Here is a 22,449-nt window from a genome sequence, read left to right on the forward strand (position 1 = left end):
GGAAGACCCCGGGCCCGTACTGGAACTTCGGCTTCCCGTGCTGGAGCATCGACCCGAGCAAGCAGACCGGTGACTGCTCGCCGACCACCCACTCCGACCAGCACGCGGTGGCGATCGGCAGCTACCACGGCCAGAGCTTCGTCTTCGTCGGCAACGACGGCGGCATCTACAAGCGCCCGCTCAACGGGGCGACGGACGCGGCCGGTCACGCCACCGACTGGACCTCGCTCAACGACGGCACCATCGACACCCTGCAGTACTACTCGGTGGGCGTGGGCAAGGACCCGGCCGGTCACGGCTACGTCGTCAGCGGCGGTCTGCAGGACAACGGCCAGTCCGTCCTGCGCGGCCGCGACAAGGTGATGGGGTCCAACTTCGGTGGCGACGGCGGCGACACCATCGTCGACCCGAACAACGGCTGCGACATCGCCCAGGAGTACACCAACCTGGACATGTGGGTCACCCAGGACTGCGGTGTCAACAACGGCGCCTGGACCACCGACCCGACCAAGGCCACCGAGTACGAGGTCGCCCCGCCCGACAAGGACTCCGGCGCCGCGCGCTTCATCGCCCCGATCGCCGCCGACGCCAAGAACCCCAACTCCTGGGTCGCGGGCGGCCAGCACGTCTGGGTGCAGAACAAGGGCTGGGCGATCCGCAGCGGAGCCGAGTGGACCAGCGCCTACGACCTCGGCGCCGGACACCTCGCCACCGCCGTGGTCGCCTCGGGCGGCACCGTCTACGCCGGCTGGTGCGGCCCCTGCAACAACCAGGGCTTCACCCGCGGCATCGCCACCGGCAACGCCGACGGCACCGGCTGGCACCAGCTGAACCTGCCCGTCGACGGCACCCTGCCCAACCGGTACGTCTCCGGCTTCGACGTCGACCCGGCCAACGCGAGCCACGTGTATGTGACCATCAGCGGCTTCTCCCGCTCCTGGACCGAGGGCCCCGGCGCCGGCGTCGGCCACGTCTTCGAGAGCCGCGACGGCGGCGCCCACTGGAGCGACATCAGCGGCAACCTGCCGGACGTGCCCGCCGACGGCATCCGGGTGCTGCCGAACGGCGGCCTGGCGCTGGGCACCGACCTGGCGGCCTTCTACCGCGCCCCCGGCGCGAGCGAGTGGAAGGTCCTCGGCAAGGGCCTGCCCACCACCACCGTGATGCAGCTGCGGATCGGCCCGGACGGCAACCTGTACGCGGCCACCCACGGCCGTGGCATCTGGTCCATCGACCTGCCGCGCGGCGGGCGCGGCCACGAGGGCCAGGACGACTGACACCCTCGACCCGGCCCGGTCACCCGACGCCACCGGCGTCCGGTGACCGGGCCGGACCCGTGCGCGGGAACGTCGGGGACCCGTCGCAGATCACCGCTGCCGGCCGCCGGTAGGGTCGCGGCTCCTCACGCCACCGGACCGCCGAGAGTCCTTGTTAGCGCCCGGCCGCCGCGGTGGCGGCTCCTGGGCTCTGGGCCGGCTGAGTGGTGCTCGAATGCGAACGGGTGGTGGGGCGGTGCGCCTGGCGGCTGCCGCCGAGAACTCGTACGGACACTAACGATCACCGTGTATCCGACGAGGGGACCACCCGTGCTACCCGAAAGAGACGCGCTTACGCTTCGGCAGGCGCCACCTGCGGCGAGACGAGCACTCGCCGCCGCCGTCTCGCTCTGCCTGTCGGCGCCGCTGTCCCTGCTGCCTTCGCAGGCCTGGGCGGACGGAGCCCCGACAGCTCCCGCACCGGCGAACCAGGGCGTGCGGAGCGCCCCGCCCGACTCCCGCCTCGGCGCAGGGTCGGCGACCCTCGCGCCGGCGAGGCCGGCCCTCAGGGCGGCTCCCGGAGTCTTCACCATCGACGCGACCGCGGCCGCCGGCAGCGCCGGCGGCAACGAGCCCTCCATCGCGATCAACCCGCTCCATCCCGAACGGATCGTCATCACCCGTTTCAACCAGCAGTTCTGGGGTGTTGGCAACGCCGACCTGCTCTACTCGTCGGACAGCGGCAGGACGTGGACCGAGGAGCACACCATCCCGGCGCCGCCCGGTCTCACGGACACCGTGAACGCTCCGGCCGACCAGACCGTCGACTACGGCCGGGACGGCACGCTCTACGGCGCCTTCCTGACGTGCAACGGCAGCTGCCCCCAGACCCGGGTGGTGACCGGCTCGACCAGCGACCCCACCAACGCCGCGTCCTGGAGCTGGACGCCCGACCCCGCCAACCCCGCCAGCACCCAGATCACCAGCGGCTCGCGCACCAACGCCGACCAGCCCTGGCTGCTGACGAACCGCGACCCGATCGACGCGACCAAGAACAATGTCTACGTCGCGTACGAGGACCTGCGCAGCACCCCGACGGCGCAGGCGCGGGTCGCGGTCTCCTACGGTGTGCCCCCGGTCGACGTCACCGCGGACAACTCGCCGGGCGCGGTCGTCACGGACACCAACACCAGCGGCGGTACCCGCCTGGCCACCGACCCCCGCAACGGCACGATCTACTCCGTCTTCCAGACCCAGACCGCCACCGGGACCCTCGGCAACCCGCAGAACATCACCTACCGGCTCAACCGGTCGACCGACGGCGGAGCGACCTGGACGCTGGGCGGCAACGCGAACGGCATCGCGGTGGCCACGGTCGACACCCACCAGGGCACGACGTACAAGTTCGGCTCGGTCAACGCGCTGCTCGGCGGCATCGACCACGCGGCCGTCGATCCGTCCAACGGTGACGTCTACGTGGCCTACGGTGCCGACGTCGCGGGCAACAACCAGATCAGGATCCGCCGGCTCACCGACAACGGCGCGGGCGGCCTCACCGTCGGAGCGGAGCACACCGTCTCCGCCTCGACCAACGCCGCGCTCCCCTCCGTCGCGGTCCTCAGCGACGGCACGATCGGTGTCCTCTACGACACCTTCGACGGCAACAACACCGCAGGCTTCCCCACCTTCTCCGCGCACCTCGCCCGCAGCACCGACCACGGCGCCACCTTCACCGACACCGTCCTGCAGTCCTTCTCGTCGCCGTACACGGACAACGGCAACGTCTACCAGCGTGTCCTCGGCGACTACCAGCAGCTCAAGGCCGTCGGCGACACCTTCTACGGCGCCTTCCCCGGCAACACCGGCGGGCTGAACCCGACCAGCACCCCGCCGATCGACGCGATCTTCTTCACCGTTCCGCAGACCTCCCAGACCTCGCTGGCGTCCTCCGCCAACCCCTCGGTGTACGGCCAGCCGGTGAACTTCACCGCGACGGTCGCACCCGTACCCGACGGTGGCACGGTCAGCTTCAAGGTCGACGGCACCCCGCTCGGCGGCCCGGTCCCGGTGGACACCACGACCGGACAGGCCACGTCGAGCGGCATCGCCACCCTGAGCCCGGGCCCGCACACCGTGGACGCCGCCTACGGCGGCAACGCCGACTTCCACGGCAGTACCGCCCCGACGCTGCTCCAGACGGTCGGCCAGGCAGCGGTCACCACGACGCTGGCGTCCGCCGGCCCGTCGGCGTTCGGCCAATCCGTCACCTTCACCGACACGGTGTGCGCCGCCGCCGCGAGCACCGACCCGGCCTCGCCGCCGAGCGGGACGGTGCAGATCCGCGACGGCGGCACACTCCTCGGCACCGGAACACTGACACCGGGCGGCGGCACCAACTGCAGCCGGACCCAGATCAGCACATCGAACCTGCTGCCGGGCACCCACACGATCAACGCCCAGTACAGCGGCGACGGCAACTTCCTGGCGGGCGGACCCGAGTCCACCGCCCAGACGGTGACCTGCACCAGGACCATCACCGGGTCGGTCCCGAACGCGGTCACCGCGGGCAGCGGGAGCACCTGCATCGTCAACGCCACGGTCGGCGGCGCGGTCCACGACACGGCCGGCGGCGCACTGTTCATCAGCGACTCGACGATCCGCGGCAGCATCCTGGCCTCGAACGGAACCCTGCTCGGCGTCTGCGGCAGCACGGTCACCGGAGCGGCGAACGTCACCGGGGCCAGCGGATTCGTGGTGATCGGGGATCCGGCTGACGACGGCTGCGCCGCCAACCGGATCACCGGCGCGGTGTCGCTGTCCAACAACCGCGGCGGCGCGGAACTCGTCGGCAACCACATCGGAGGCACGCTCGTGGTGCAGGGCACGACCGGCACCGGCCCCTTCCCCGAGGACTCCCGCGCCGAGATCGAGGGCAACACCGTCGGGGGATCGCTGAACTGCTCGGGCAACGTTCCGGCGCCGACCAACGACGGGCACCCGAACACGGTGACCGGCGCCCGACAGGGCCAGTGTTCGAGCCTGTGATCGTGAGCCGGCGCGAGCCCGGTGCCAGTCCGTTCGTCCACTCGCCCGTTGGCGCCCGAGGGCTGCCGACACCGCGGCCGGGCCGGTGGGGCGCTCGTCGTCCTCACCGGCCCGGAGGTGCCAGGAGAGCCATGGGACCCGAGCGGACGGTCCGGAGCGCCTGGGGCGGCCCGGCGCCCACGGACGCGGTGTCCCCGAAGAGCGCGTGCAGGGTGGCCTGGACGGCGCCCGGCCACCCGCTGACCGTCAGGAGTCCGCGACGGCGCCCGGCCGGTGGCCGGGTACCGCCCGCCGGGGGAACCGCTCGGCCGGCGCCGCCGCGCGTCGGTGCTGCTCCAGCGGCTTGTTGACGGCGGGGGAGGTCCGCAGTGGTTCGCAGGAAGGCCCCGGCTGCCCTGCACCCGCGAGATCACCGTCAGGGTCGGGCCCGGCCGTCGGTGGCTTCGAGGTGGACCCGGTCGATGCCCTCGTCCAGGAACTCGACCAGGGCTCGGGCCTCGGCGTGGACGGCTTCCCGGTCGGCGGTGGTCAGCGGGCGCAGCGGGGTGACGGTGAGTCGGTTGTCGCGCACGGTCCAGGTCGCGCTGACGCGTCCGTCGACGAGGACGGCGCGCAGGCCGGCGACGGACAGGCCGAGGTGGGCTTCGTCGATGATGCGGCTGCGGTCGTGGTAGCCGAGGATCGCGTTGTCGAAGGCCGGCAGGAAGCGGACCGGTGCGGGGGTGTCCGGGTGCGGGCGCGGTGCGTCGGGCAGGTCGAGGAGTTCGCGGCCGCGTTCGTCGTGGAAGGTGACGAGTTCTTCGCGGACGGCCTTGACGGCGGCGGGGAGCCCGGCGAGGCCGCACCAGGCGCGGATGTCGGCGCCGGCGGCGGGTCCGTAGGCGGCCAGGTAGCGCCGTACCAGGTGCTGCCCGGTCGGGTCGCTCGGGTCGGGGGAGGGCGGGTCGAGGTCGCGTCCGAGCCAGCGGGCCAGCGGCAGATTGCGTACGCCTGCCGTGGTGTGCCACAGGCCGCGTGGTGGGAGCTGGGCCATCGGGATCAGGGCGGCGACGAGGAGTTCGCCCAGGACACGGCGAGGTGGTGCGGGCCAGCGGTCCTGGAGCGCCTGGACGAGTTCGGCCATGGTGCGCGGCCGGTGGTCGGCCATGACCGCCTTCCCCGCTGCGGCGACCTCGTCGGGGTCGATGCCGGCGAGTTCGCGTCGGTAGGTGGCCAGGACCCGTTGGCGCAGCATGGTGTCGTGGCGGGCCCGCCAGGCCAGTGCGTCGTCGGCGGTGACGAGGTGGACGGTGCGGCGCATCAGGTGGGTCCGCACCACCTGACGCCCCGTCAGCAGAGTGTCCAGGGCGTTGGGTTCGAAGGCCTGGAGGCGGGACCAGAGGCCGACGAACGGCTCCTGCGGTTGTTGTGCCTGCAGTCCGCACAGATGGGCCACGGCGTCGTGGGTCGGTGTGTCGGCGCGGTCGAGCAGGTACTGACGGGCGAGGGTCGCGCGGTTGAGGGTGCGGGTGTCGAGGACGGTCATGGCGTGCTCACCAGGGCCCGCCGCCGAAGCCGGACCGGTGGAAGTCCAGCACCTCGCGCGCGGCCCCCCGGAGGTTCGGACGGGTGGCGGTCGTCACGGACATGGCCCGCTCCTTGCCTCGGTTCTCGGATGTGCGCCGCCGGAAGAAGCGCGGCGCGGCCGTCATGGCCTGGGGCTGTGTCCCCCGTGGCGGCTCGTGAACCACCATCGCAGGGGTGGCGGACAGGCCGTGTCCTGTACCGAAGAGGTCGCAGGGCCGCGCGACGCGCTCCACGAGCCGCGCGCATGAGCAGCCGGGAAGCTGCCGAAGCGCGCCGCTCGGAAGGCCTCCGCCGGGGTCGGTGGGGATCTGCCGACCCCGGCGAGCGGTCGGTTCCGTACGGGGCCGGGGACGTGGCCTGCCGGGGCCGATCGGACGGTCACCGATGGACTCACCAGACCGGACTCAACTGTCCCTCGATAGAAACGAGTTGGTGCCTCGCCATGGCGAGGTTGGCGGACCGGCGGTCCAGCGCGAGGTACAGGAAGAGGCCGCCGTTGCTGCGGGAGGTCAGGGGACGAATCAGGTGGTACTGGGTGTTCAGGGTGATCAGGATGTCCTCGACCGAGCCCGTCAGGCCCAGCCGCCCTGCCGTCCGCTTGATGGTGCGCAGGAGTTCGGCGTTCCCTGTCGCCGCGGCGGTGAGATCGAAGTCCGAGCTGCCGCCGAGTGCGCCCAGAGTGACGCCGTTGTCCGCATCCACCAGGGCCATCCCGATCGCGCCCTCGAAGAGCAGGGCAGCCTTCCGCAGTGCAATGTCCATGTGTGCCATGGACATTGACGCTAAGCGATCGAACGGTCCGCAGTCAGGCGACTTCCAGACTTCATCAGGTCGCCTGCCGGGTCCGCTCGCAGCGGCGGTCGATCGCGACGGGCGGCGCAAGCGGTCCGCACCCCACCGCAGTGACCGGATTTCCGTCCCGCCCCGGGGCCGGTCCGCGCGGGAGGCCCGTCGGTGCGGGTGTGCTGCCGCGTCGTGAGGGCGATGAGCAACGATTGATTTGTACATCTGTTCCTATGGATCTACGGTGGTGCGCATGGCGCACCACGAACCGCCCTCGGCGGACCGTCCCGAAGGCGAGACGGCCGGCGAATCCGCCGGTGATGAACGCCGGGCCCCCGTCGGATCGAAGGACGGGCGGCGGCGAACCCGTCGCCACGACCCCGGCCGCAAGACGCACATCCTGGACGCCACCCTCGACGTCATCGCGGACCACGGGGTGGCCGGAACGACGCATCGGCACATCGCCGCCCGGGCGGGCGTGCCGCTCGGCTCGATCACCTACCACTTCACCAGCCTGGCCGATCTCCAGGCGCAGGCCTTCGCCCGGTATGTGGAGCTGCAGTCCGCGGTGTTCGAGGCCCTGTTCGAGGGGGTCGGGACGCGCGAGCAGTTCCTTGACGTCCTGGTCGATCTCGTCCACGGAGGTCCGGCGAGGCACCGCAGTGCGGTCCTCGGCTTCGAGCTGCACCTGGCGGCCCTGCGGAACCCCGCACTGCGAGCACTGACCCAGGCCTGGACGCAGGACAGTTGCGCCGTTCTGGCCCGGTTCACCGACCCGGACGGCGCCGCCCGCCTGGACGCCCTGCTGGAGGGAATGATCATGCACGCCCTTCTCGCGATCGCGCCGCAGTCCCGCGACGGGACGCGCGAGGCGATCGACCGGACACTCGGCCCAGCCGGTCGGCCCCGATCGACCCAGGCCGCCGCCGCCCCGTGAGAACCCAGCCCTGGAGATCCGCATGACCCGCCACACGCCCGTGATCGCCGTCCCCGAGGCCGAGCTCGACGAACTGCGCTCACGGCTGCTCCGCACACGGTGGCCGGCCCCCTGGCCCGCCACCGGCTGGGAGGCCGGCACCGACCCCGGCGAACTGCAACGCCTCGTCACCCACTGGGCCCACGCCTACGACTGGCGCGTCCACGAAGCCACCATCAACGCCCTGCCCTCCCACGTCGCGGACATCGAGGGAACCCCCGTCCACTACCTGCGCTTCGACGGCGAGAGCCCCGACGCCCTGCCGATCGTCCTGACCAACGGATGGCCCAGCTCGTTCCTCGAGCTGACCGCCCTCGCCCGCCGGCTGGCCACCCCCTCGCGCCACGGGGGCGACGCCGCCGACGCGTTCACCGTCATCGTCCCCTCGCTCCCCGGATTCGCCTTCTCGCCGCAGCGGCCCTCACTCGCCCGGCCGCCGCAGACCCACGAGATCTGGCACCACCTCATGCACGACGAACTCGGCTTCGAACGCTACGCCGCGCACGGCAGCGACCTGGGCGCCGGCATCACCTCCCGCCTCGGCGAAGCCCACCCCGAGGCCGTGGCGGGCATCCATCTGACGGCCGTCGCCGGCCCGCCGGCCCACGACCCGGCCCACGTCACACCCGAGGAGCGGGAGTACCTCGACTCCGTCGCGCTCTGGTCCGCCCACGAGGGCGGCTACCAGCACCAGCAGAGCACCCGCCCCCTCACCCTGAGCTACGGTCTGGCCGACTCGCCGGCCGGACTGCTCGCCTGGCTCCTCGAGAAGTACCGTGCGTGGAGCGACTGCGGCGGTGACCTGTCGTCCCGGTTCAGCGACGACTTCCTCCTCACCCAGGCCTCGCTCTACTGGTTCACCGGTACCATCTCGACCTCCCTGCGGCCCTACTACGAATACGCCCAGGGGCTGACCAGGCGGGTCGAGCGGGTCGACGTGCCCACGGCCCTGGCCCTGTTCCCCGCCGACCTCACCCAGCCGCCCCGCAGCTGGGCCGAGCGCACCTACAACATCACCCGGTACACCCGCATGCCCCGGGGCGGGCACTTCGCCGCCCACGAGGAACCCGAACTCCTCGCGGACGACCTCACCGAGTTCTTCCGCACCCTGCGGTGAACCCCGGAGCCCGTGAGAGTCCCTGGGCCCGGGCACCCATGCGCCCGCGGCCACATCGGCGTACCGACGGGGAGCCGCGTCGATCATCCGGATCGCGGCGAACACCACCAGGGCGCCCAGGACGGCCGAGGGCGTGTACGTCAGCAGCGGGCCGAGGAACAGCAGCACGGCGAGCACGGCCGCGCCGGCCGTCAGCCCGTACACCTGGGTGCGCCCGCCGGCCGAGTCCTCTCACCTGACGCCGGGCGGTACCGGCAGGGCGGCCCTGATGCCGCCGAGCGCCGAGTGGGGGACGCTGGCAGGAGGAGGGAGCGCAGGGCCGCCGGGGGCTGCCGCCCGCAGGCGGGGACGAAGCGAAGGGCGGGACCCGGGAACGCGGACGGGCGTTCCCCCGTCGTCGTGGGGGTCGACCCCGAGTACCCTGCCTCGTCCGCGGCCCGGGCGAGCACCAGCCGGCGGACGACGGCCCGGCCTCACAGGCCGCGGTCGTGGCGTTCGGGAGGCCGAGAAGGCGGACCAGCCGCGAGACCTGTCAGGAGAGTGATCGGACATGAAGGCCCTGACCTACCACGGCCCCGGACGTCGCACCTGGGACGACGTTCCCGACCCGGTGATCCAGGACGCCGAGGACGCGGTCGTACGGGTGGACGCCGTCACCATCTGCGGCACCGACCTGCACATCCTCAAGGGTGACGTGCCCGAGGTGACCGCCGGCCGGATCCTGGGCCACGAAGCCGTCGGCACGGTGCTGCGGACCGGAGCCGGCGTGCGGACGGTGACGGAGGGCGACCGGGTCCTGGTCTCCTGCATCTCCGCCTGCGGCCGCTGCACCTACTGCCGCACGGCCACCTACGGCCAGTGCACCGGCGGCGGAGGCTGGATTCTCGGACACCTGATCGACGGCACCCAGGCCGAGTACGTCCGCACGCCCTTCGCCGACACCTCCCTCCACAAGCTCCCCGACGGGGTGAGCGACGAGAGTGCCCTGCTGCTCGCCGACATCCTGCCCACCTCCTACGAGGTCGGTGTCCGCAAGGGCGGGGTCGGCCCCGGCGACACCGTGGTGATCGTCGGCGCCGGCCCGATCGGTCTGGCCGCGATCACCACCGCCAGGCTCTACAGTCCCGCCCGGATCATCGCGATCGACCCGGCGACGAGCCGCCTGAACGCCGCCGGGCGAGCCGGCGCCGACGTCGTGCTCACGGTCGCCGAGGCCACCGACGAGGCGGTCCGGGCCCTGACCCGTGACGGTCGGGGCGTCGACGTGGCGATCGAGGCCGTCGGCGTCCCCGAGTCGTTCGAGCTCTGTACCCGCGTGGTGCGCCCCGGTGGCCGCGTCGCCAACGTCGGCGTGCACGGAAAGCCGGCCACCCTCCATCTGGAGGACCTGTGGATCAAGGACGTCACCATCACCACGGGACTCGTGGACACCAGCAGCACCCCCCTGCTGCTCGACATGCTGACGGCCGGACGGCTCGACGTCGCGGGCCTGGTCACCCACCGTTTCGGGCTCCACGAGATGCAGGAGGCCTACGACGTGTTCGCGGACGCCGGCGCGAACGAGGCTCTCAAGGTCGCGCTCTTCCGCACCTGAGCAGCCGGCAGGGTGTCCCGCGCGGGCGGTTCGGTCCCGCCCGAGGAGTGCCCGCGGTGCTGCCCCTGTGGTCCTGGTCGCCCGGTCGCGGGACGCATAGGCAGGGGTGCACGTGCCGAACGCTTCGAGGAGGCCCGCGGATGCGCACCCATCACGAGGACGAGAAGTCGCAACGTCGTCCGGCGCCACCCGTGGCTCTCGAGCGCGGGGCGCGCCCGGACCCGGCCCCTGCCGGCGTCAGCGCGTTGACGCCGCAAGGGCTCGTCGCACTGCAGCGCAGCATCGGCAACGCGGCGGTGACCAGGATGCTGCAGGCCCGGTCCAGTCCCGGCGCCGGCGTTCTCGGCGGCCGGCCGCAGGCCGGCGACGACGTGCAGCGCTCGGCGGTCCACGGTGTCCTCGGCACGGCCGGCCATCCCCTCGCGTCCGGGCTGCGACAGGAGATGGAAGCCCGGCTCGGTGCGGACTTCTCCGACGTGCGGGTCCACGCCGACAGCGGGGCGCGGCGGTCCGCCGAGCAGATCGGCGCCCGGGCCTACACCTCCGGCAGCCATGTCGTCCTCGGCCCGGAAGGCGGTGACAAGCACACGCTGGCCCACGAACTGACGCATGTCCTGCAGCAGCGTCACGCAGCGGTGGCGGGCACCGACCACGGCGACGGGCTACGGCTGTCGGACCCGACGGACCGCTTCGAGGTGGCGGCCGAGGCCAACGCCCGGCGTGTGATGTCCGGCGCCACCCCGGCACGCGACGTGGGACCCCGCCACGACGAAGGCGGCACCTCCGGGTCCGCCCGACCGGTTGCCCAGCTCCGCCGCGTGGACGCCGTGACCGGCATGATCGTGTCGCAGAACGACCACTACGCGATCCGTCAGAACGACGGGTCCCTGTGGGCCCTGCAGGGTCAGGCCGTGCATCCGGCCCTACGGCTGACCCACGTCTCCCAGGACCTGTTCAACAACGGCGCCCAGTACGACCAGTACCAGCTCAACCGCGTGATCGTGAACGACTGCCTGCACACGGCCGAGGAGATCATGAACAACGCGGTCGGTGAGCTCAGGACGCAGGCGGGGCTGCACAGCACGATCGCCCAGAACGGCGCGGGCCCGGCGGACTTCGGCGCGGGCTACGCCCCGAACATCGCCCTCGCCCAGAACTACCCCGGCCCGAGGAACGCCCGGGCGACTCCCGCGGTCGGCGAGGCGTACCTGAGCATCGCCACCACCCCGCCGGCAGACTTCGCCCTCAGCCCCTACCACGCGGCGGCCGTGGTCGCGGTGGACGGGAACGACCACGTCACGCTGGAGGCCTGGGCCGGGCCTGGCACCAGCGCCGGTGCGGCCGCCTCCATGTACACCGTCGGCGGTGCCCGGTCCTTCCACCGCCACTGGGCCGCCCGCTACTTCCCGCGCGGCTCCGGACAGCTGACCGTCGTCCTCAGCCCGGGCAACGCCGGCAACCTGATCGCCCTGGCCCGCCCCCGACCGAGGAACCCGAACGTCTGAGGGCCACGAAACCACCGCGCCGCACCGACCTGTCGCCGAACCGGCCGGCGCCGGCCGTGCCCATCGCGGCGGCCGGGCGGTCGTAGGAGGGGTGGTGGTCATCGGTGAACCTCCGCGCTGGGTGCCGGACGGCGAGGCCGTTCGAGGGCCCTCCCCCGTGAAGGCCCTCGAACGCGTCATCGTGCCTCGTGGCGGGGAGTTGTCAACGCCGCCACCCCGACGGCTGCTATCCCCACGGGCACCGGATGAGCTGTCCGCTGTAGAGCATCTGGTTGTTGTCCACGTAGGGCGCGTACACGTACCCGTACTGGTACGTGATCTTGCCGCCGTTGTAGTGCTCCTGGTAGACGTGGTACCAGACGTCACCCTGGCTGGTGACGTACTGGCCGGGCACCCAGCAGTCCGAGGCGACCCACCCACCGTAGGGGGCGAAGTCGTCAGCCACCTTGGGAGTGTTGGCCGCGGCCCCCGAGTAGACACCGACCCCGTGGTAGGTGCTCAGCCCGATGGACTGGTTTCCCGACGCCGACGCGCTGCCCGCCGCCACGCCCAATCCACCTGCGGCAAGTGCCGCGACGGCCGCAGCCGTCGCAACACGACGCCCGAGGTTGAACCTCATGGTCATATCATTTCGTCCTTTCGGAATGCGGCGCCGCCGACCCTGTCCGGCGTTCGCCACGGGGTCGTGTGCGGAAGGTGAATTCCTTCAGCACCACAGAACCTACTGACTGGCGCGTACTCCTGACAGGTCATCAGCTAGCAGTTCGCGCGCAACTCCGAGGCGCTCACGGCGACCCCTGCGAGGCGCTGAAACCCGCACGTGACAATGCTGCGAGCAGGTCCTCCGAGTGCGCGCGAGAGATCATGTGCAGCTTCTCCGAAGTGTCCTGGTCCAGGTGCAGCGCAACGGCGAGGCGGCGCACCGTGGCGGCGCGCGGCCTGGCCACCGCACCGCACTCCAGATGACTGATGGTGCGCACACTCACGCCGCTGGACGCCGACAACTCCTCTTGGGTGAGGCCCGTCCGTTCACGGGCAAGTCGGAGAATCTCCGCGAGGCTCACGTTCGCCTTCTCCATTACACGCCTCCGTTCGGCGATCGCACGGTGTACCAAGGGACGGCCGTACCGGGAGAAATCACTCGCTGGGAATGCGGGTGCATTCGGCGGGAGTGCTGAAAGGCGCCTTCTGACGGCGCGGGTGGCGCTGCCGGTTCGCCACGCGAGGGGCGATCTCGATCCGCCGGCTGCGCGGACCCGCGACCGGGAGTCGCACCAGCCGCTGCCCTCACGGGCCGTGACGATCCCTTCCCCCCTTGAGCGATCGGTTTAATCGTTCGATTAAACCGTATGATGAGGGATCGAGCGGGGCAGGCGCAAGAGAGGGGTGGAGCGATGGTCAGTGCTGCCGAGAGCGGGGCCCAGACGCGGGAGCGGCTGATCGAGGCCGCGACCCGGACGCTACGCGGGCACGGTTACCTCGGCGTCAGCGCCAGGGCGATCGCCCGGGAGGCCGGTGTCAACTCGGCCCTGATCTTCTATCACTTCGGTGGGATCGAGCCGTTGCTGGTGGCCGTCTTCGAGCGGGTCTCGCAAGAGCGCCTGGCTGTGCATCGCGCCACCGTCGCCGACGTGCGCACGCTCGAGGAACTGGTGGTGGCCGCCGAGCGGATCTACCACGACGACATCGAGGGAGGGCATCACGCGGTGTTCTCCGAGCTGGTCGGCGCTGCCGTCTCGAAGCCCGAACTGCGCGGCCCGATCACTGAACGCGCGCAGGCCTGGATCGAGTTCGCCGAGTCCACGCTGGACCGGGTGATCGGCGGGACACCGCTGGCCAAGCTCGTCCCGCCCCGTGACCTGGCCAATGCGGCCATCACCTTCTACTTCGGGGTGTACCTCTTCACGGTGCTGGACGCCGACCGCTCGCGAACGGAGTCCCTGTTCGCCCTGGGTCGCCGGCTGGCGCCCATGGCCCGGCTTCTGACGGTCCGCCTGCCCCGGAGACCCTGAGCGCAGAGCGCCGGCCGCCCGTCCTGACCCGCGACGCCCCGACCGGGCCGCCGGAGGCGATGACGAGCGGGCGTCCGGTGCCCGCGAGTGCGTCGCCGAACGTCGCGTGCCCGAGACCGCGGGCGGACGGCCCGTTCCGCGCACTTCGCCGTGGGGCAGCGGGTGTTGACGCCGCCGGGGGTGGCCGAACCTGTGCTAGCGTCTTCGGCGGACGTACGAAAGTCACGGTCCGGTAGGTAGTCCGGATGGCGAACAGTCGCTCGTACGGTGCCCGTTGAGGCAGCCCGGTGCGTCCCTTCCTCGTTTTCACGACCGAGAAGGGACACGACCGTGTCGGATCTGCACGTCATCATCGCCGGGGGTGGGCTGGGTGGCCTGGCCCTCGCGCAGGGCCTCCTCAGGGCGGGGATCAGCGTCGCCGTCCACGAGAGGGACCCCGGCCCGGCCTTCCGCAACCAGGGCTACCGCCTGCGCTTCGACCCCGACGGCATCACCGCCCTCAGGGCCGTGCTGACCCCGCAGGCGTACCAGGTGTTCGCCGCCACCGCCGGGACCCCCGGGTCGCGTATAGCCACCTTCGACCACCACCTGAACCCCCAGCACGTCCAGGAGCTCCCGCTCGTCCCGGGCCTGCCCGGTAGCGGGAACCTGGCGGTCAACCGCATGACGCTGCGTCAGATCCTCTTGGCCGGACTGGACAAGGCCGTGCACTACGGCGCCCGGCTCACCCGCTACGACGTCAGCGCCTCCGGCACGGTGACGGCACACTTCGCGGACGGCACCAACGCCACGGGCGACGTGCTGATCGGCGCCGACGGCGTCAACTCGGCGGTCCGCAAGCAGTACCTGCCGCAGGCGCGCGTCGTCGACGCCGGGCTGCGGCTGCTCTACGGCAAGGTCCCCTGCGCCGACGACCGGGCCCGCTCCCTGGTCCCGCCCGAGCTGCTGGGACTGTGGACCACCGTGGTCGGACCCGAGCGGCGCTTCGTGGGACTCGCTCCCGTGCAGTACCGCGAACCGATGCACCAGGTGACGGCCCGCCTGGCCCCGGACATCGAACTCGGCGACGACAGCGCCTACCTCGCCTGCGTCTTCGGCGCCCGCCGCGAACAGTTCCCCTGCACCGACGCGGAGTTGTTCGCCATGGGCGGCGCGGACCTGCGGGCGCTGACGCTCTCGCTGGTCGAGGGCTGGCACCCCGGGCCGGTCGAGACGGTGTCCCGTCAGGACCCCGCCTCGATCTTCCCGGTCGCGGTGCGCACCAGTGTGCCCGTCGCCGCCTGGGAGACGACCTCGGTCACCCTGCTGGGCGATGCCATCCACACCATGAGCCCGGTCATCGGCGTCGGCGCGAACACCGCCCTGCGGGACGCCCGAGTCCTGGCCGACCGGCTCGCCCAGGCCGCCGGCGGGCGACCGCTCACCGAGGCCCTGCGCGCCTACGAGGAGGAGATGCTCGGATACGGATTCGACGCCGTGCGCGACTCGGCCACCTACGGGAACCGCATGCTGGGCCAGGACCCGCTGCCCTCCGGGCAGCCGTAGGGATCGGTCGGTTCAGCGTGCAGGCGCCGCCCGCCGGCACGAGCGCGAACCGAAGTTCTTCGGTGATCCATCCTGGGCGTAGGGGGTGCAGGGGGAGGCGAAGGGGACAACGGCGGCGGGGCCGCCCGACCCCCTCTCAGTCCTGCTGCTCTCGCTCCGGGGCGGCACCGCCTTGCCGCAGGGCCCGCAGGGTCGTGCCGCGGCGGCGGCGGACCAGGGTCCGCAGGGTGCTGGTGTTGCGGTAGCCGACCCGGGCGGCGATCGCGTCGGGGCCCATCGTCGTGGTCCGCAGCAGGAAGGTCGCCTCGTCGAGGCGGATCTCCTGGAGGAAGTCCAGCGGCGACATGCCGATCACCGACTGGGTGGTGCGCTGCAGCGTCCGTTCGCTGACGCCGAGAGTACGGGCGGCCGCGCCGAGCGGGGGAGGGTCGGCCAGGTGGGTGCGCGCCCAGCGCTCGAAGGCGGCCACCAGCGGGTCGGCCTGGGCCAGCAGGGTGGGGGCCGCGAACGCGGCCTGGGAGGGGCGGTCCCCGATCAGGAGGTAGCGGGCGACCAGGTCGGCCAGGGCCGGACTGTGGCGGTGCACCACGGCCAACGCGAGGTCGATGTGGGCGAAGGCGGCAGCGGCGGTGGTGAAGGCGCCGTCGTGGACCAGGGTTCGCGAGTCGTCCAGCCGGACCTCGGGGTAGCGGGCTCGGAAGGCGGGCCCGGCCCACCAGCTGGTGGTGGCGCGCCGGCCGTCCAGGACCCCCGACTCCGCCAGGAAGAAGGCACCGGTGCAGGCGGCCGCGAGGTCGGCGCCGGCCGCGTGCACCTCGCCCGCGAGTGCCGGGACCCAGGCGTTGGCGTCCGACCGCACCGCCTCGATGATCTGATCGGGGCTCTTGAGCCCGACCGCGGGCAGTAGCAGCAGGTCCGGCCGCTGGGTGAGCCCGGCGACGGGCTCGGTGGCCAGGAGGAGCCCGTTGCCGGTGCGGACCTGGGAGCCGGCGCCTACGGTGGTCACGGTGAAGGGGACGGGGCCCGGCTCCCGCTGTCCGATCAGCGAGTTGGCGGTTCCGAACACGTCGAGGACGGCGCAGAGCCCGGAGTCGAAGGTCCCCTCGACGACGGCGACAGCGATCTGCATGTCGGGAACGGTATCAGAGGTGTCGTTTCCGTCACTTCAGGTCGGATCGCGGTCTCCGTAACGTCGTCGGTGGGCGGTGCGGGAGCGATCGCACGGCACCGCACCGACCACCAGGAACAACGACCTCCGGACGAGCCGTCCGGACCGAACGAAGGACGACGACATGACGCTCAAGCTGGGTGTGCTGGCACTGCTCCAGGCCAAGCCGGGCAAGGAGGCCGAACTCGCGGCGTTCCTCGAGGGCGGGCGCGCGATCGTGGCGGAGGAGCCCGCCACCCGCGTCTGGTACGCGTTCCAGGTCGACGGCAGCACCTTCGGGATCTTCGACGCCTTCGAGGACGAGGCCGGCCGTCAGGAACACCTGAACGGACGGATCCCCGCCGCCCTCGGGACGGTCGGCGCCGACCTGCTCGCCGCCGCGCCCGACATCCGCCTGGTCGACGTGCTTGCGGTGAAGGACCCCGCCTGACCGGCGCCTGACCCCCGCCTGACCGGCGCCTGCTGGCTGCCGCTTGCCGCCGCCTCCGGTAAGCGGCCGCCAGGTTGCCGGATCAGGAGAAGATGACCGAGCGAAGCTTGGGCGCGGATCCGAGCTTCTTTCCCGGGTTCATGACGTAGTAGGTGTCGCCGTCGCAATCGGCCTCGGCGAAGACGGTCGCCGTCGCGTCAGTGAAGTTGCTGGGGGAGAAGGCGGGCTCGCCGTCACTGAGAAGCTCCGGAAGGTTGAGGCACACCCCTGATTGCGGGTCGGCGAGGGCACCGGGCGTCACGGTGCCGAGCTTGTCCTTGTACTGGTAGAGGAAATCGCCGGTGGCGGCCGAGGCCGATCCGGGGATCGCGAGGACGAGGGTGAGGGCGCCGAGGGCGGCGGCCACGGTGCTGCGAAGACGCACGAGAAGGACCCATTTCACTATCAGCAACAGTGTCGCCACTAAAGGTAGCTGTGGGCTGATTGGAGAAACGATTCCTCCGACGAACGCCGTGCGCCCGGCCCTCGTCCTTCCTGGGGCAGTCGAAATCCAACCGGACGAGGGCGGCGGGCACCGCGAATCCGATGATCGGTGGGGCGCTACTCGGAGACGTTGGCGGTGAGCAGGCGCAGCAGGGTGCGGGCCTGGTCGAACTGGGTGGGGGTCAGGCCCATGGCGCGGCCCATCGCGGTGGGGATGTGGGCGGCCCGGGCCTGTAGGGCGTGGCCCTCGGGGGTGAGGGTGACCAGGACGGTGCGCTCGTCGTCGGGGCGGCGTTCGCGGCGGACGAGGCCGCCTGCCTCCAGGCGTTTGACCAGCGGGGTGAGGGTGCCGTAGTCGAGTTGCAGCGCGGCGCCGATCTCCTTGATCGGTACGGTGTCCTGCTGCCAGAGCGCCAACAGGACCAGGTACTGCGGATAGGTCAGCCCGAGCGGTTCCAGCAGGGGGCGATAGCGCGTGGTCACGGCGCGCGAGGCGGCGTAGAGGGCGAAGCAGAGCTGGTCCCCGAGTATCGGGGAGAACTCCTGCTCCGGGGCGTTCGCCTCGCCGTTCATCCGACCCTCCTGCACCTGCCGTTCGCACCCGCGGCGGTTCGCGCGGGCGCACGCACAGAGCCTAGACCAGCGATGACACGAGTTCAATGCCCACGATTACCTTGCGCACAAGTTAATCGTGTCATAGTCTTCGATTCGTGGGCAGGAAGCCCGCACCGCCACGGAGTGAGGAGAGCACCATGTCCGACCACACCCCCGCCGTCCCGGTCCTGGAGACCGCCGCGGCCGAGTTCGCCGCCGCCACCGCCAACCCGCCCTACCTCTTCGACCTCGGCCCGGTCGAGGGCCGAAAGGCCGTGGACGAGGTGCAGGCGGGCGGGATCGACCAGCCCGCGGTCGACGAGGAGTGGGTCACCGTGCCGGGCGGCCCGACCGGCAGTGTCCGGGCCCGGATCGTCAGGCCGGCCGGCGCCGCGGGCCCGCTGCCGGTGATCCTCTACATCCACGGTGCGGGTTGGGTGTTCGGCAACGCCCACACCCACGACCGGCTGGTCCGTGAGCTGGCCGCCGGGGCCGGGGCGGCCGTCGTCTTCCCCGAGTACGACCTCTCCCCGGAGGCCCGCTACCCCGTGGCGATCGAGCAGAACTACACGGTGGCCCGCTGGGTGGTGTCCGAGGGTGCCGGCAAGGGTCTGGACAGCGCCCGGGTCGCGGTGGCCGGGGACAGCGTGGGCGGCAACATGGCCGCGGCGCTGACCCTGATGGCCAAGGAACGCGGCGACCTGACGCTGGTTCAGCAGGTGCTCTTCTACCCGGTCACCGACGCGTCCTTCGACACGCCGTCCTACCACCAGTTCGCCGAGGGCTACTTCCTGCGCCGGGACGGCATGCAGTGGTTCTGGGACCAGTACACCACCGACCCCGCGCAGCGCGCCGAGATCACCGCCAGCCCCCTGCGGGCGAGCACCGAGCAGCTGACCGGCCTGCCGCCTGCGCTGGTCATCACGGGCGAGGCGGACGTGCTGCGCGACGAGGGCGAGGCCTACGCCGCGAAGCTGCGCGCGGCCGGGGTCCCGGTGACCGCCACCCGCTACCAGGGCATCATCCACGACTTCGTGATGCTCAACGCGCTGCGCGGCACCCAGGCCGCCCAGGCCGCGATCACCCAGGCCGTGGACGTGCTGCGCACAGCCCTCGGCACCGCCTGAGGCGCGATCGGCTCCGAGCCGGAGCGCGGCGATCGGCGCGGTCGGGCTGCGGCGAGGGAAGGCCATCGCCGCCTGCCAAGTCCGCGTCCGGTCCAGGTCGAGTCATCGCTGGGCGGGCGGTGCCTGCCGGCACCGCCCGCCCAGCATGCCCGGCCCGTCAGCCGTTGGTGCAGGTCGGGCAGGGTGCGCAGCGTTCGACCCGGACGTCGTCGAGGACCGGACCGTAGGAGGTGTTCGGCGTGGTGCTGGCGAAGCCGATGGTGGTGGTGGCGTTGGTGGCCCGGAAGGTGAACTGCCGGTTGACGTATCCCATGTTGGTGGTGGACTTCCCGGTGACGTTGAAGGAGAAGTCCTGGAAGTCCTGCCCGTCGATGAGGGCGTTGCCGGTCCTGAGGGTCGGGCCGCCGGCGGGGTTGCCGGCCAGGGCGTAGGTGACGGTGTAGTTCGCGCCGGGGACGGTGGTGAAGGTCTGGGCCACGGTGCCGGGAGTGGTGCCGTTGAGGTCGACGGACTGGTCTCCCTCCGCCGCCTGCCAGAAGCCGGCGCCAATCAGGTCGACGTTCCCCGCAGTGACCTGCCACGGACCGATGGCCTGCCCGGCGGACAGTGTGGTGAAGCTGCCGGCCGCCACCCTCGGGTTCTCGAAGCTGCCGTCGTCGAAGCGGCTGACGGTCTGGGCCGAGGCCGTGACCCCGAGGCCGGCGAACAGGGCAGAGCTGGCCGCGACAACGCAGATGCGCTTGGCAAACATGGATTTCCCTTCCGAATGGTGACCACCACACCACGGTGATGCGTCTACGAAGAAGATAGGTGGATGCCCGGGCAGGAAAAAGCCCCCAAAGGAAGGACGGATAATAGTATCGAGCGAGCTGAATTCAGCTCGAATCCAGCGGATGATGTCTTCGGAGCCTGAGGCCCGAAAGCGAAGAGTTCCCTTGTGGTCCGGGAGGATGTGACTTCTGCGGTTCCATCCGGCAAGGCATCTCTCGACATGGATCGGCTGCGGCATGGCGCGATGGGACGGTTGCTGCGGCAGCTGGGGTGAACTGTGCCGGCGAACGCTCGAGGGCCCCGCCGGAACGATACCGGCGGGGCCCTCGAGCTCGGTGCCTCTTGGGAGCTACTCGAAGCGCACGGTGAAACGATCCTGCCACCCGAAGTTCTCGTCCTGGCGCACGACCCGGTCCAGCAGGGCCGCGATCCGGTCGAAAAGCTCGACTCCGAGCTGTGTCCGGGAGGCTTCGGAGTTCTGCCAGACCAGCTCGACGGGGCGCTCGACATCGGTGGACAGTCGGTCCCACAGGGCGTTGAGGTTGTACCCGTAGTAGCCGAAGTCCAGCTCCCGGTCCAACACCCGGTGCAGGTCCGCCTCGGAGTGGATCGTCAGACCGTCGATGGTGACGCGCATGGGTTCGCTGCTTCCGGTTCAGGAGTCGCTAGGAGTCTTGTCATGGTCGCTGGTGACGTAGGCCAGGCCGTCGTTCGAGGACAGCGGACGCCAGCCGGCCTGCTCGGACCGCTTCACCATGGGGTGGCGCCGCTCCGGCGTGGCGGCTCTGCGACCAGAACGGGTGGTGGTCGGTGCCGAGGAGGTCGGCCTCCTCGGCGCCCGGTACGACCTCGCAGGCGGGGGCGATCTGACGTTGCGTCAGATCGCCCCCTCGGTCAGCTGAAGTCCAGTCCGGCGATGTTGTCGGACAGTGCCCCGGCGTGGGCCTGGACGCTGTCGGCGTGCTGCGCGAACACCGCCGCGTGGGCCTTCAGGTCCTCGGGGTGGATCTTGAAGCCGCTGCCGGCGCCACCCCCGGAGGCGTCGAGCATGTCCTCCAGGGCGGAGTAGGTCATGCCCGAGACCGCCTTCTCGATCAGACCGAGCAGCGGGGTGAGCGCGGCCTCGACCACCTGGGCGAGGATGTACTGGATCAGCTGGTTCTCCAGCGCCTGGACGATCTTCTCGGCGCCCTCGATGATCAGCGGCATCGCCAGCTCGGAGAGCCCGAAGGTGAAGGCCGCGGCGGCCTGGTCGGCGACGAAGCTGGCGGCCATCACCACCAGTTCGGCGATCGTCTCGATCTTCAGCCCCACGATGAAGTCCGCCGCCGCGTCCAGCGCGGTGGCCAGCACGTGGCAGGCGTTCAGCAGGTCGGTCATGTGCCCCTGGGACAGGTGCGCCCACTTGGAGACCAACAAGTCGTAGGAGTTGGCCTGGTAGGCGTCGCCCATCGCCTTGATGGTGCTGCTCGCCTGCTGGTGCGTGTCGTCGATGTTGTTCGCGAAGTCCCGCACGTGCGAGGCGAACTCGCGGACCTTGTCCTCGTTGACCTGCGGCCAGTTGACGCCGATGACCTGCAGGAAATCCACTACCGGGTCAGGCAGTTCGATCGCCACGACCCACCCCCTTGTTCTCGGTTGCCACCCCCGTGGAAGGAGGCCGGGCGCGCCCGGTGGACGCGCCCGGCCGGAGCGCCCGTCAGGTGAGCGCGGCCTCGGCGAACCGCAGCAGCCCGTCGCGCTCCAGTTCCTGCCGCTCGCCCTGGCCGGTCAGCACGAAGCTGCCCGACCAGGTCGCCCGCCACACCTGGTGGCGGAAGTTCTCGAACTCCACGAACCCGCCCTCGACCCCTTCGAGCAGCTCCAGCTCGCGGAAGAGCACCGCCGCCTTCGTCAACCCGCGGTCGGGGCCGATGCTTCCGCCCTGGGTGCGCGGGTTGTCGAAGCGCATCGTCAGGAACGGCGAGGGCTGCCGGTCCAGGCTGGTCGCCCGCAGGCCCTGCGGGTGCGAGACCTGGAAAAGCGCCTGCTCGTCCGTCTCGGTACCGGAGAACTCGTAGTGCCAGCCGGGGAAGACGGCGTAGGTGAGCGCGTGCAGCGCCGCGTTCTCCCGGGCGTGGTAGGTGTGCGCGCGCGGCGCCGCCACCGCGGCGGTGTCGACGTCGCGCCCGGCGGCCGAGAAGCCGGGCAGCGCGACGAGCGGGCGCGGGTCGCCGAGCAACTGGTCGGTGTGCGCGCGGGCGTACGCCAGCAGGGCCGTGACCAGCTCCGGGTCGTAGGAGTCGAGGGTGTTCACCTGGAAGGCGTGCTTGCCGTCCGCGGCGAGCGCCGCGGTGAAGTGGAAGCGCGGGTTCGGCGACCAGTGCCAGGCGTCGGGCAGCCCGGCGAGGGCTTCGGCGGCGGGCATGCCGGACAGGGTCTCGCTCAGGTCCATGGGCGCGGATCTCCAGGGGTGGTGCGGTCGGTGGGCGGCGGGA

20 protein-coding genes and 2 pseudogenes are annotated in these 22,449 nt (G+C 71.4%); 10 read left to right on the forward strand and 12 right to left on the reverse strand.

Translation table 11 applies throughout. The annotated features are described in order from the left end of the window. Positions 1-1,277 (forward strand): annotated as a pseudogene (locus ABD323_RS13395) (glycosyl hydrolase); the annotation flags it as partial. Between the two features lie 474 nt (positions 1,278-1,751). Then, positions 1,752-4,301: an Ig-like domain repeat protein gene (locus tag ABD323_RS13400; RefSeq protein ID WP_344441679.1), complete on the forward strand. Its 2,550-nt coding sequence runs from the start codon at positions 1,752-1,754 to the stop codon at positions 4,299-4,301. Positions 4,302-4,716: 415 nt separating this feature from the next. Here the strand turns inward: ABD323_RS13400 and ABD323_RS13405 are convergent, their stop codons facing one another. Next, entirely contained in the window at positions 4,717-5,826 is a 1,110-nt protein-coding gene (locus ABD323_RS13405; protein WP_344441680.1) for a winged helix DNA-binding domain-containing protein, read from the reverse strand. Between the two features lie 431 nt (positions 5,827-6,257). Then, positions 6,258-6,638 (reverse strand): hypothetical protein, encoded by a 381-nt coding sequence (locus ABD323_RS13410; RefSeq protein ID WP_344441682.1) that lies wholly within the window; start codon positions 6,636-6,638, stop codon positions 6,258-6,260. A gap of 265 nt (positions 6,639-6,903) precedes the next feature. On the opposite strand from ABD323_RS13410, the gene ABD323_RS13415 reads away from it, so the two are divergent. Together ABD323_RS13415 and ABD323_RS13420 are read left to right on the forward strand one after the other, a co-directional pair. Further along, the gene (locus ABD323_RS13415; RefSeq protein ID WP_344441684.1) at positions 6,904-7,587 is read left to right on the forward strand and encodes a TetR/AcrR family transcriptional regulator; all 684 of its coding nucleotides are present in this window, start codon (positions 6,904-6,906) and stop codon (positions 7,585-7,587) included. 22 nt (positions 7,588-7,609) lie between these two features. Next, positions 7,610-8,743 (forward strand): epoxide hydrolase family protein, encoded by a 1,134-nt coding sequence (locus tag ABD323_RS13420; protein WP_344441685.1) that lies wholly within the window; start codon positions 7,610-7,612, stop codon positions 8,741-8,743. A 90-nt stretch (positions 8,744-8,833) separates the two neighbouring features. On the opposite strand, the pseudogene ABD323_RS13425 reads toward ABD323_RS13420, so the two are convergent. Beyond that, a pseudogene (locus ABD323_RS13425) lies at positions 8,834-8,956 on the reverse strand (SulP family inorganic anion transporter); the annotation flags it as partial. Positions 8,957-9,293: 337 nt separating this feature from the next. On the opposite strand from ABD323_RS13425, the gene ABD323_RS13430 reads away from it, so the two are divergent. Then, positions 9,294-10,337: an alcohol dehydrogenase catalytic domain-containing protein gene (locus tag ABD323_RS13430; protein WP_344441686.1), complete on the forward strand. Its 1,044-nt coding sequence runs from the start codon at positions 9,294-9,296 to the stop codon at positions 10,335-10,337. A 140-nt stretch (positions 10,338-10,477) separates the two neighbouring features. Further along, entirely contained in the window at positions 10,478-11,842 is a 1,365-nt protein-coding gene (locus tag ABD323_RS13435) for an eCIS core domain-containing protein (RefSeq protein WP_344441687.1), read from the forward strand. Positions 11,843-12,068: 226 nt separating this feature from the next. On the opposite strand, the gene ABD323_RS13440 is transcribed toward ABD323_RS13435, so the two are convergent. Then, the gene (locus tag ABD323_RS13440; RefSeq protein WP_344441688.1) at positions 12,069-12,389 is read right to left on the reverse strand and encodes a hypothetical protein; all 321 of its coding nucleotides are present in this window, start codon (positions 12,387-12,389) and stop codon (positions 12,069-12,071) included. A gap of 238 nt (positions 12,390-12,627) precedes the next feature. Further along, on the reverse strand, positions 12,628-12,921 hold the full coding sequence (locus tag ABD323_RS13445) for a helix-turn-helix domain-containing protein (protein ID WP_344441689.1): 294 nt from the start codon (positions 12,919-12,921) through the stop codon (positions 12,628-12,630). 315 nt (positions 12,922-13,236) lie between these two features. Here ABD323_RS13445 and ABD323_RS13450 point away from each other — a divergent pair, with 315 nt between their 5' ends. Both ABD323_RS13450 and ABD323_RS13455 read left to right on the forward strand, forming a co-directional pair. Beyond that, positions 13,237-13,854, forward strand: coding sequence for a TetR/AcrR family transcriptional regulator (locus ABD323_RS13450; protein WP_344441690.1), 618 nt, complete (start codon positions 13,237-13,239; stop codon positions 13,852-13,854). Positions 13,855-14,184: 330 nt separating this feature from the next. After that, on the forward strand, positions 14,185-15,399 hold the full coding sequence (locus ABD323_RS13455; RefSeq protein ID WP_344441692.1) for an FAD-dependent oxidoreductase: 1,215 nt from the start codon (positions 14,185-14,187) through the stop codon (positions 15,397-15,399). A 136-nt stretch (positions 15,400-15,535) separates the two neighbouring features. Here the strand turns inward: ABD323_RS13455 and ABD323_RS13460 are convergent, their stop codons facing one another. Continuing rightward, positions 15,536-16,528: a GlxA family transcriptional regulator gene (locus ABD323_RS13460; protein WP_344441693.1), complete on the reverse strand. Its 993-nt coding sequence runs from the start codon at positions 16,526-16,528 to the stop codon at positions 15,536-15,538. 163 nt (positions 16,529-16,691) lie between these two features. Here ABD323_RS13460 and ABD323_RS13465 point away from each other — a divergent pair, with 163 nt between their 5' ends. Beyond that, positions 16,692-16,997 (forward strand): putative quinol monooxygenase, encoded by a 306-nt coding sequence (locus tag ABD323_RS13465; RefSeq protein ID WP_344441694.1) that lies wholly within the window; start codon positions 16,692-16,694, stop codon positions 16,995-16,997. Positions 16,998-17,079: 82 nt separating this feature from the next. On the opposite strand, the gene ABD323_RS13470 is transcribed toward ABD323_RS13465, so the two are convergent. Together ABD323_RS13470 and ABD323_RS13475 are read right to left on the reverse strand one after the other, a co-directional pair. Beyond that, positions 17,080-17,460, reverse strand: a complete 381-nt coding sequence (locus ABD323_RS13470) for a hypothetical protein (protein ID WP_344441696.1) — start codon at positions 17,458-17,460, stop codon at positions 17,080-17,082. A gap of 137 nt (positions 17,461-17,597) precedes the next feature. Continuing rightward, complete coding sequence (locus ABD323_RS13475; RefSeq protein ID WP_344441698.1) at positions 17,598-18,053, reverse strand: MarR family winged helix-turn-helix transcriptional regulator; 456 nt, start codon at positions 18,051-18,053, stop codon at positions 17,598-17,600. Between the two features lie 179 nt (positions 18,054-18,232). On the opposite strand from ABD323_RS13475, the gene ABD323_RS13480 reads away from it, so the two are divergent. Continuing rightward, on the forward strand, positions 18,233-19,201 hold the full coding sequence (locus ABD323_RS13480) for an alpha/beta hydrolase (protein WP_344441700.1): 969 nt from the start codon (positions 18,233-18,235) through the stop codon (positions 19,199-19,201). Between the two features lie 157 nt (positions 19,202-19,358). On the opposite strand, the gene ABD323_RS13485 is transcribed toward ABD323_RS13480, so the two are convergent. The 4 genes from ABD323_RS13485 to ABD323_RS13500 all read right to left on the reverse strand — a co-directional run bounded on the left by ABD323_RS13485 (position 19,359) and on the right by ABD323_RS13500 (position 22,406). Then, complete coding sequence (locus ABD323_RS13485) at positions 19,359-19,952, reverse strand: choice-of-anchor C family protein (protein ID WP_344441701.1); 594 nt, start codon at positions 19,950-19,952, stop codon at positions 19,359-19,361. Positions 19,953-20,321: 369 nt separating this feature from the next. Further along, positions 20,322-20,609, reverse strand: a complete 288-nt coding sequence (locus ABD323_RS13490; RefSeq protein ID WP_344441702.1) for a barstar family protein — start codon at positions 20,607-20,609, stop codon at positions 20,322-20,324. A gap of 257 nt (positions 20,610-20,866) precedes the next feature. Then, positions 20,867-21,589, reverse strand: coding sequence for a WXG100-like domain-containing protein (locus tag ABD323_RS13495; RefSeq protein ID WP_344441704.1), 723 nt, complete (start codon positions 21,587-21,589; stop codon positions 20,867-20,869). A gap of 82 nt (positions 21,590-21,671) precedes the next feature. After that, positions 21,672-22,406, reverse strand: coding sequence for a hypothetical protein (locus ABD323_RS13500; RefSeq protein WP_344441705.1), 735 nt, complete (start codon positions 22,404-22,406; stop codon positions 21,672-21,674). Positions 22,407-22,449: the final 43 nt, after the last annotated feature.

Source organism: Kitasatospora nipponensis (assembly GCF_039528135.1).
Lineage (GTDB): Bacteria > Actinomycetota > Actinomycetes > Streptomycetales > Streptomycetaceae > Kitasatospora > Kitasatospora nipponensis.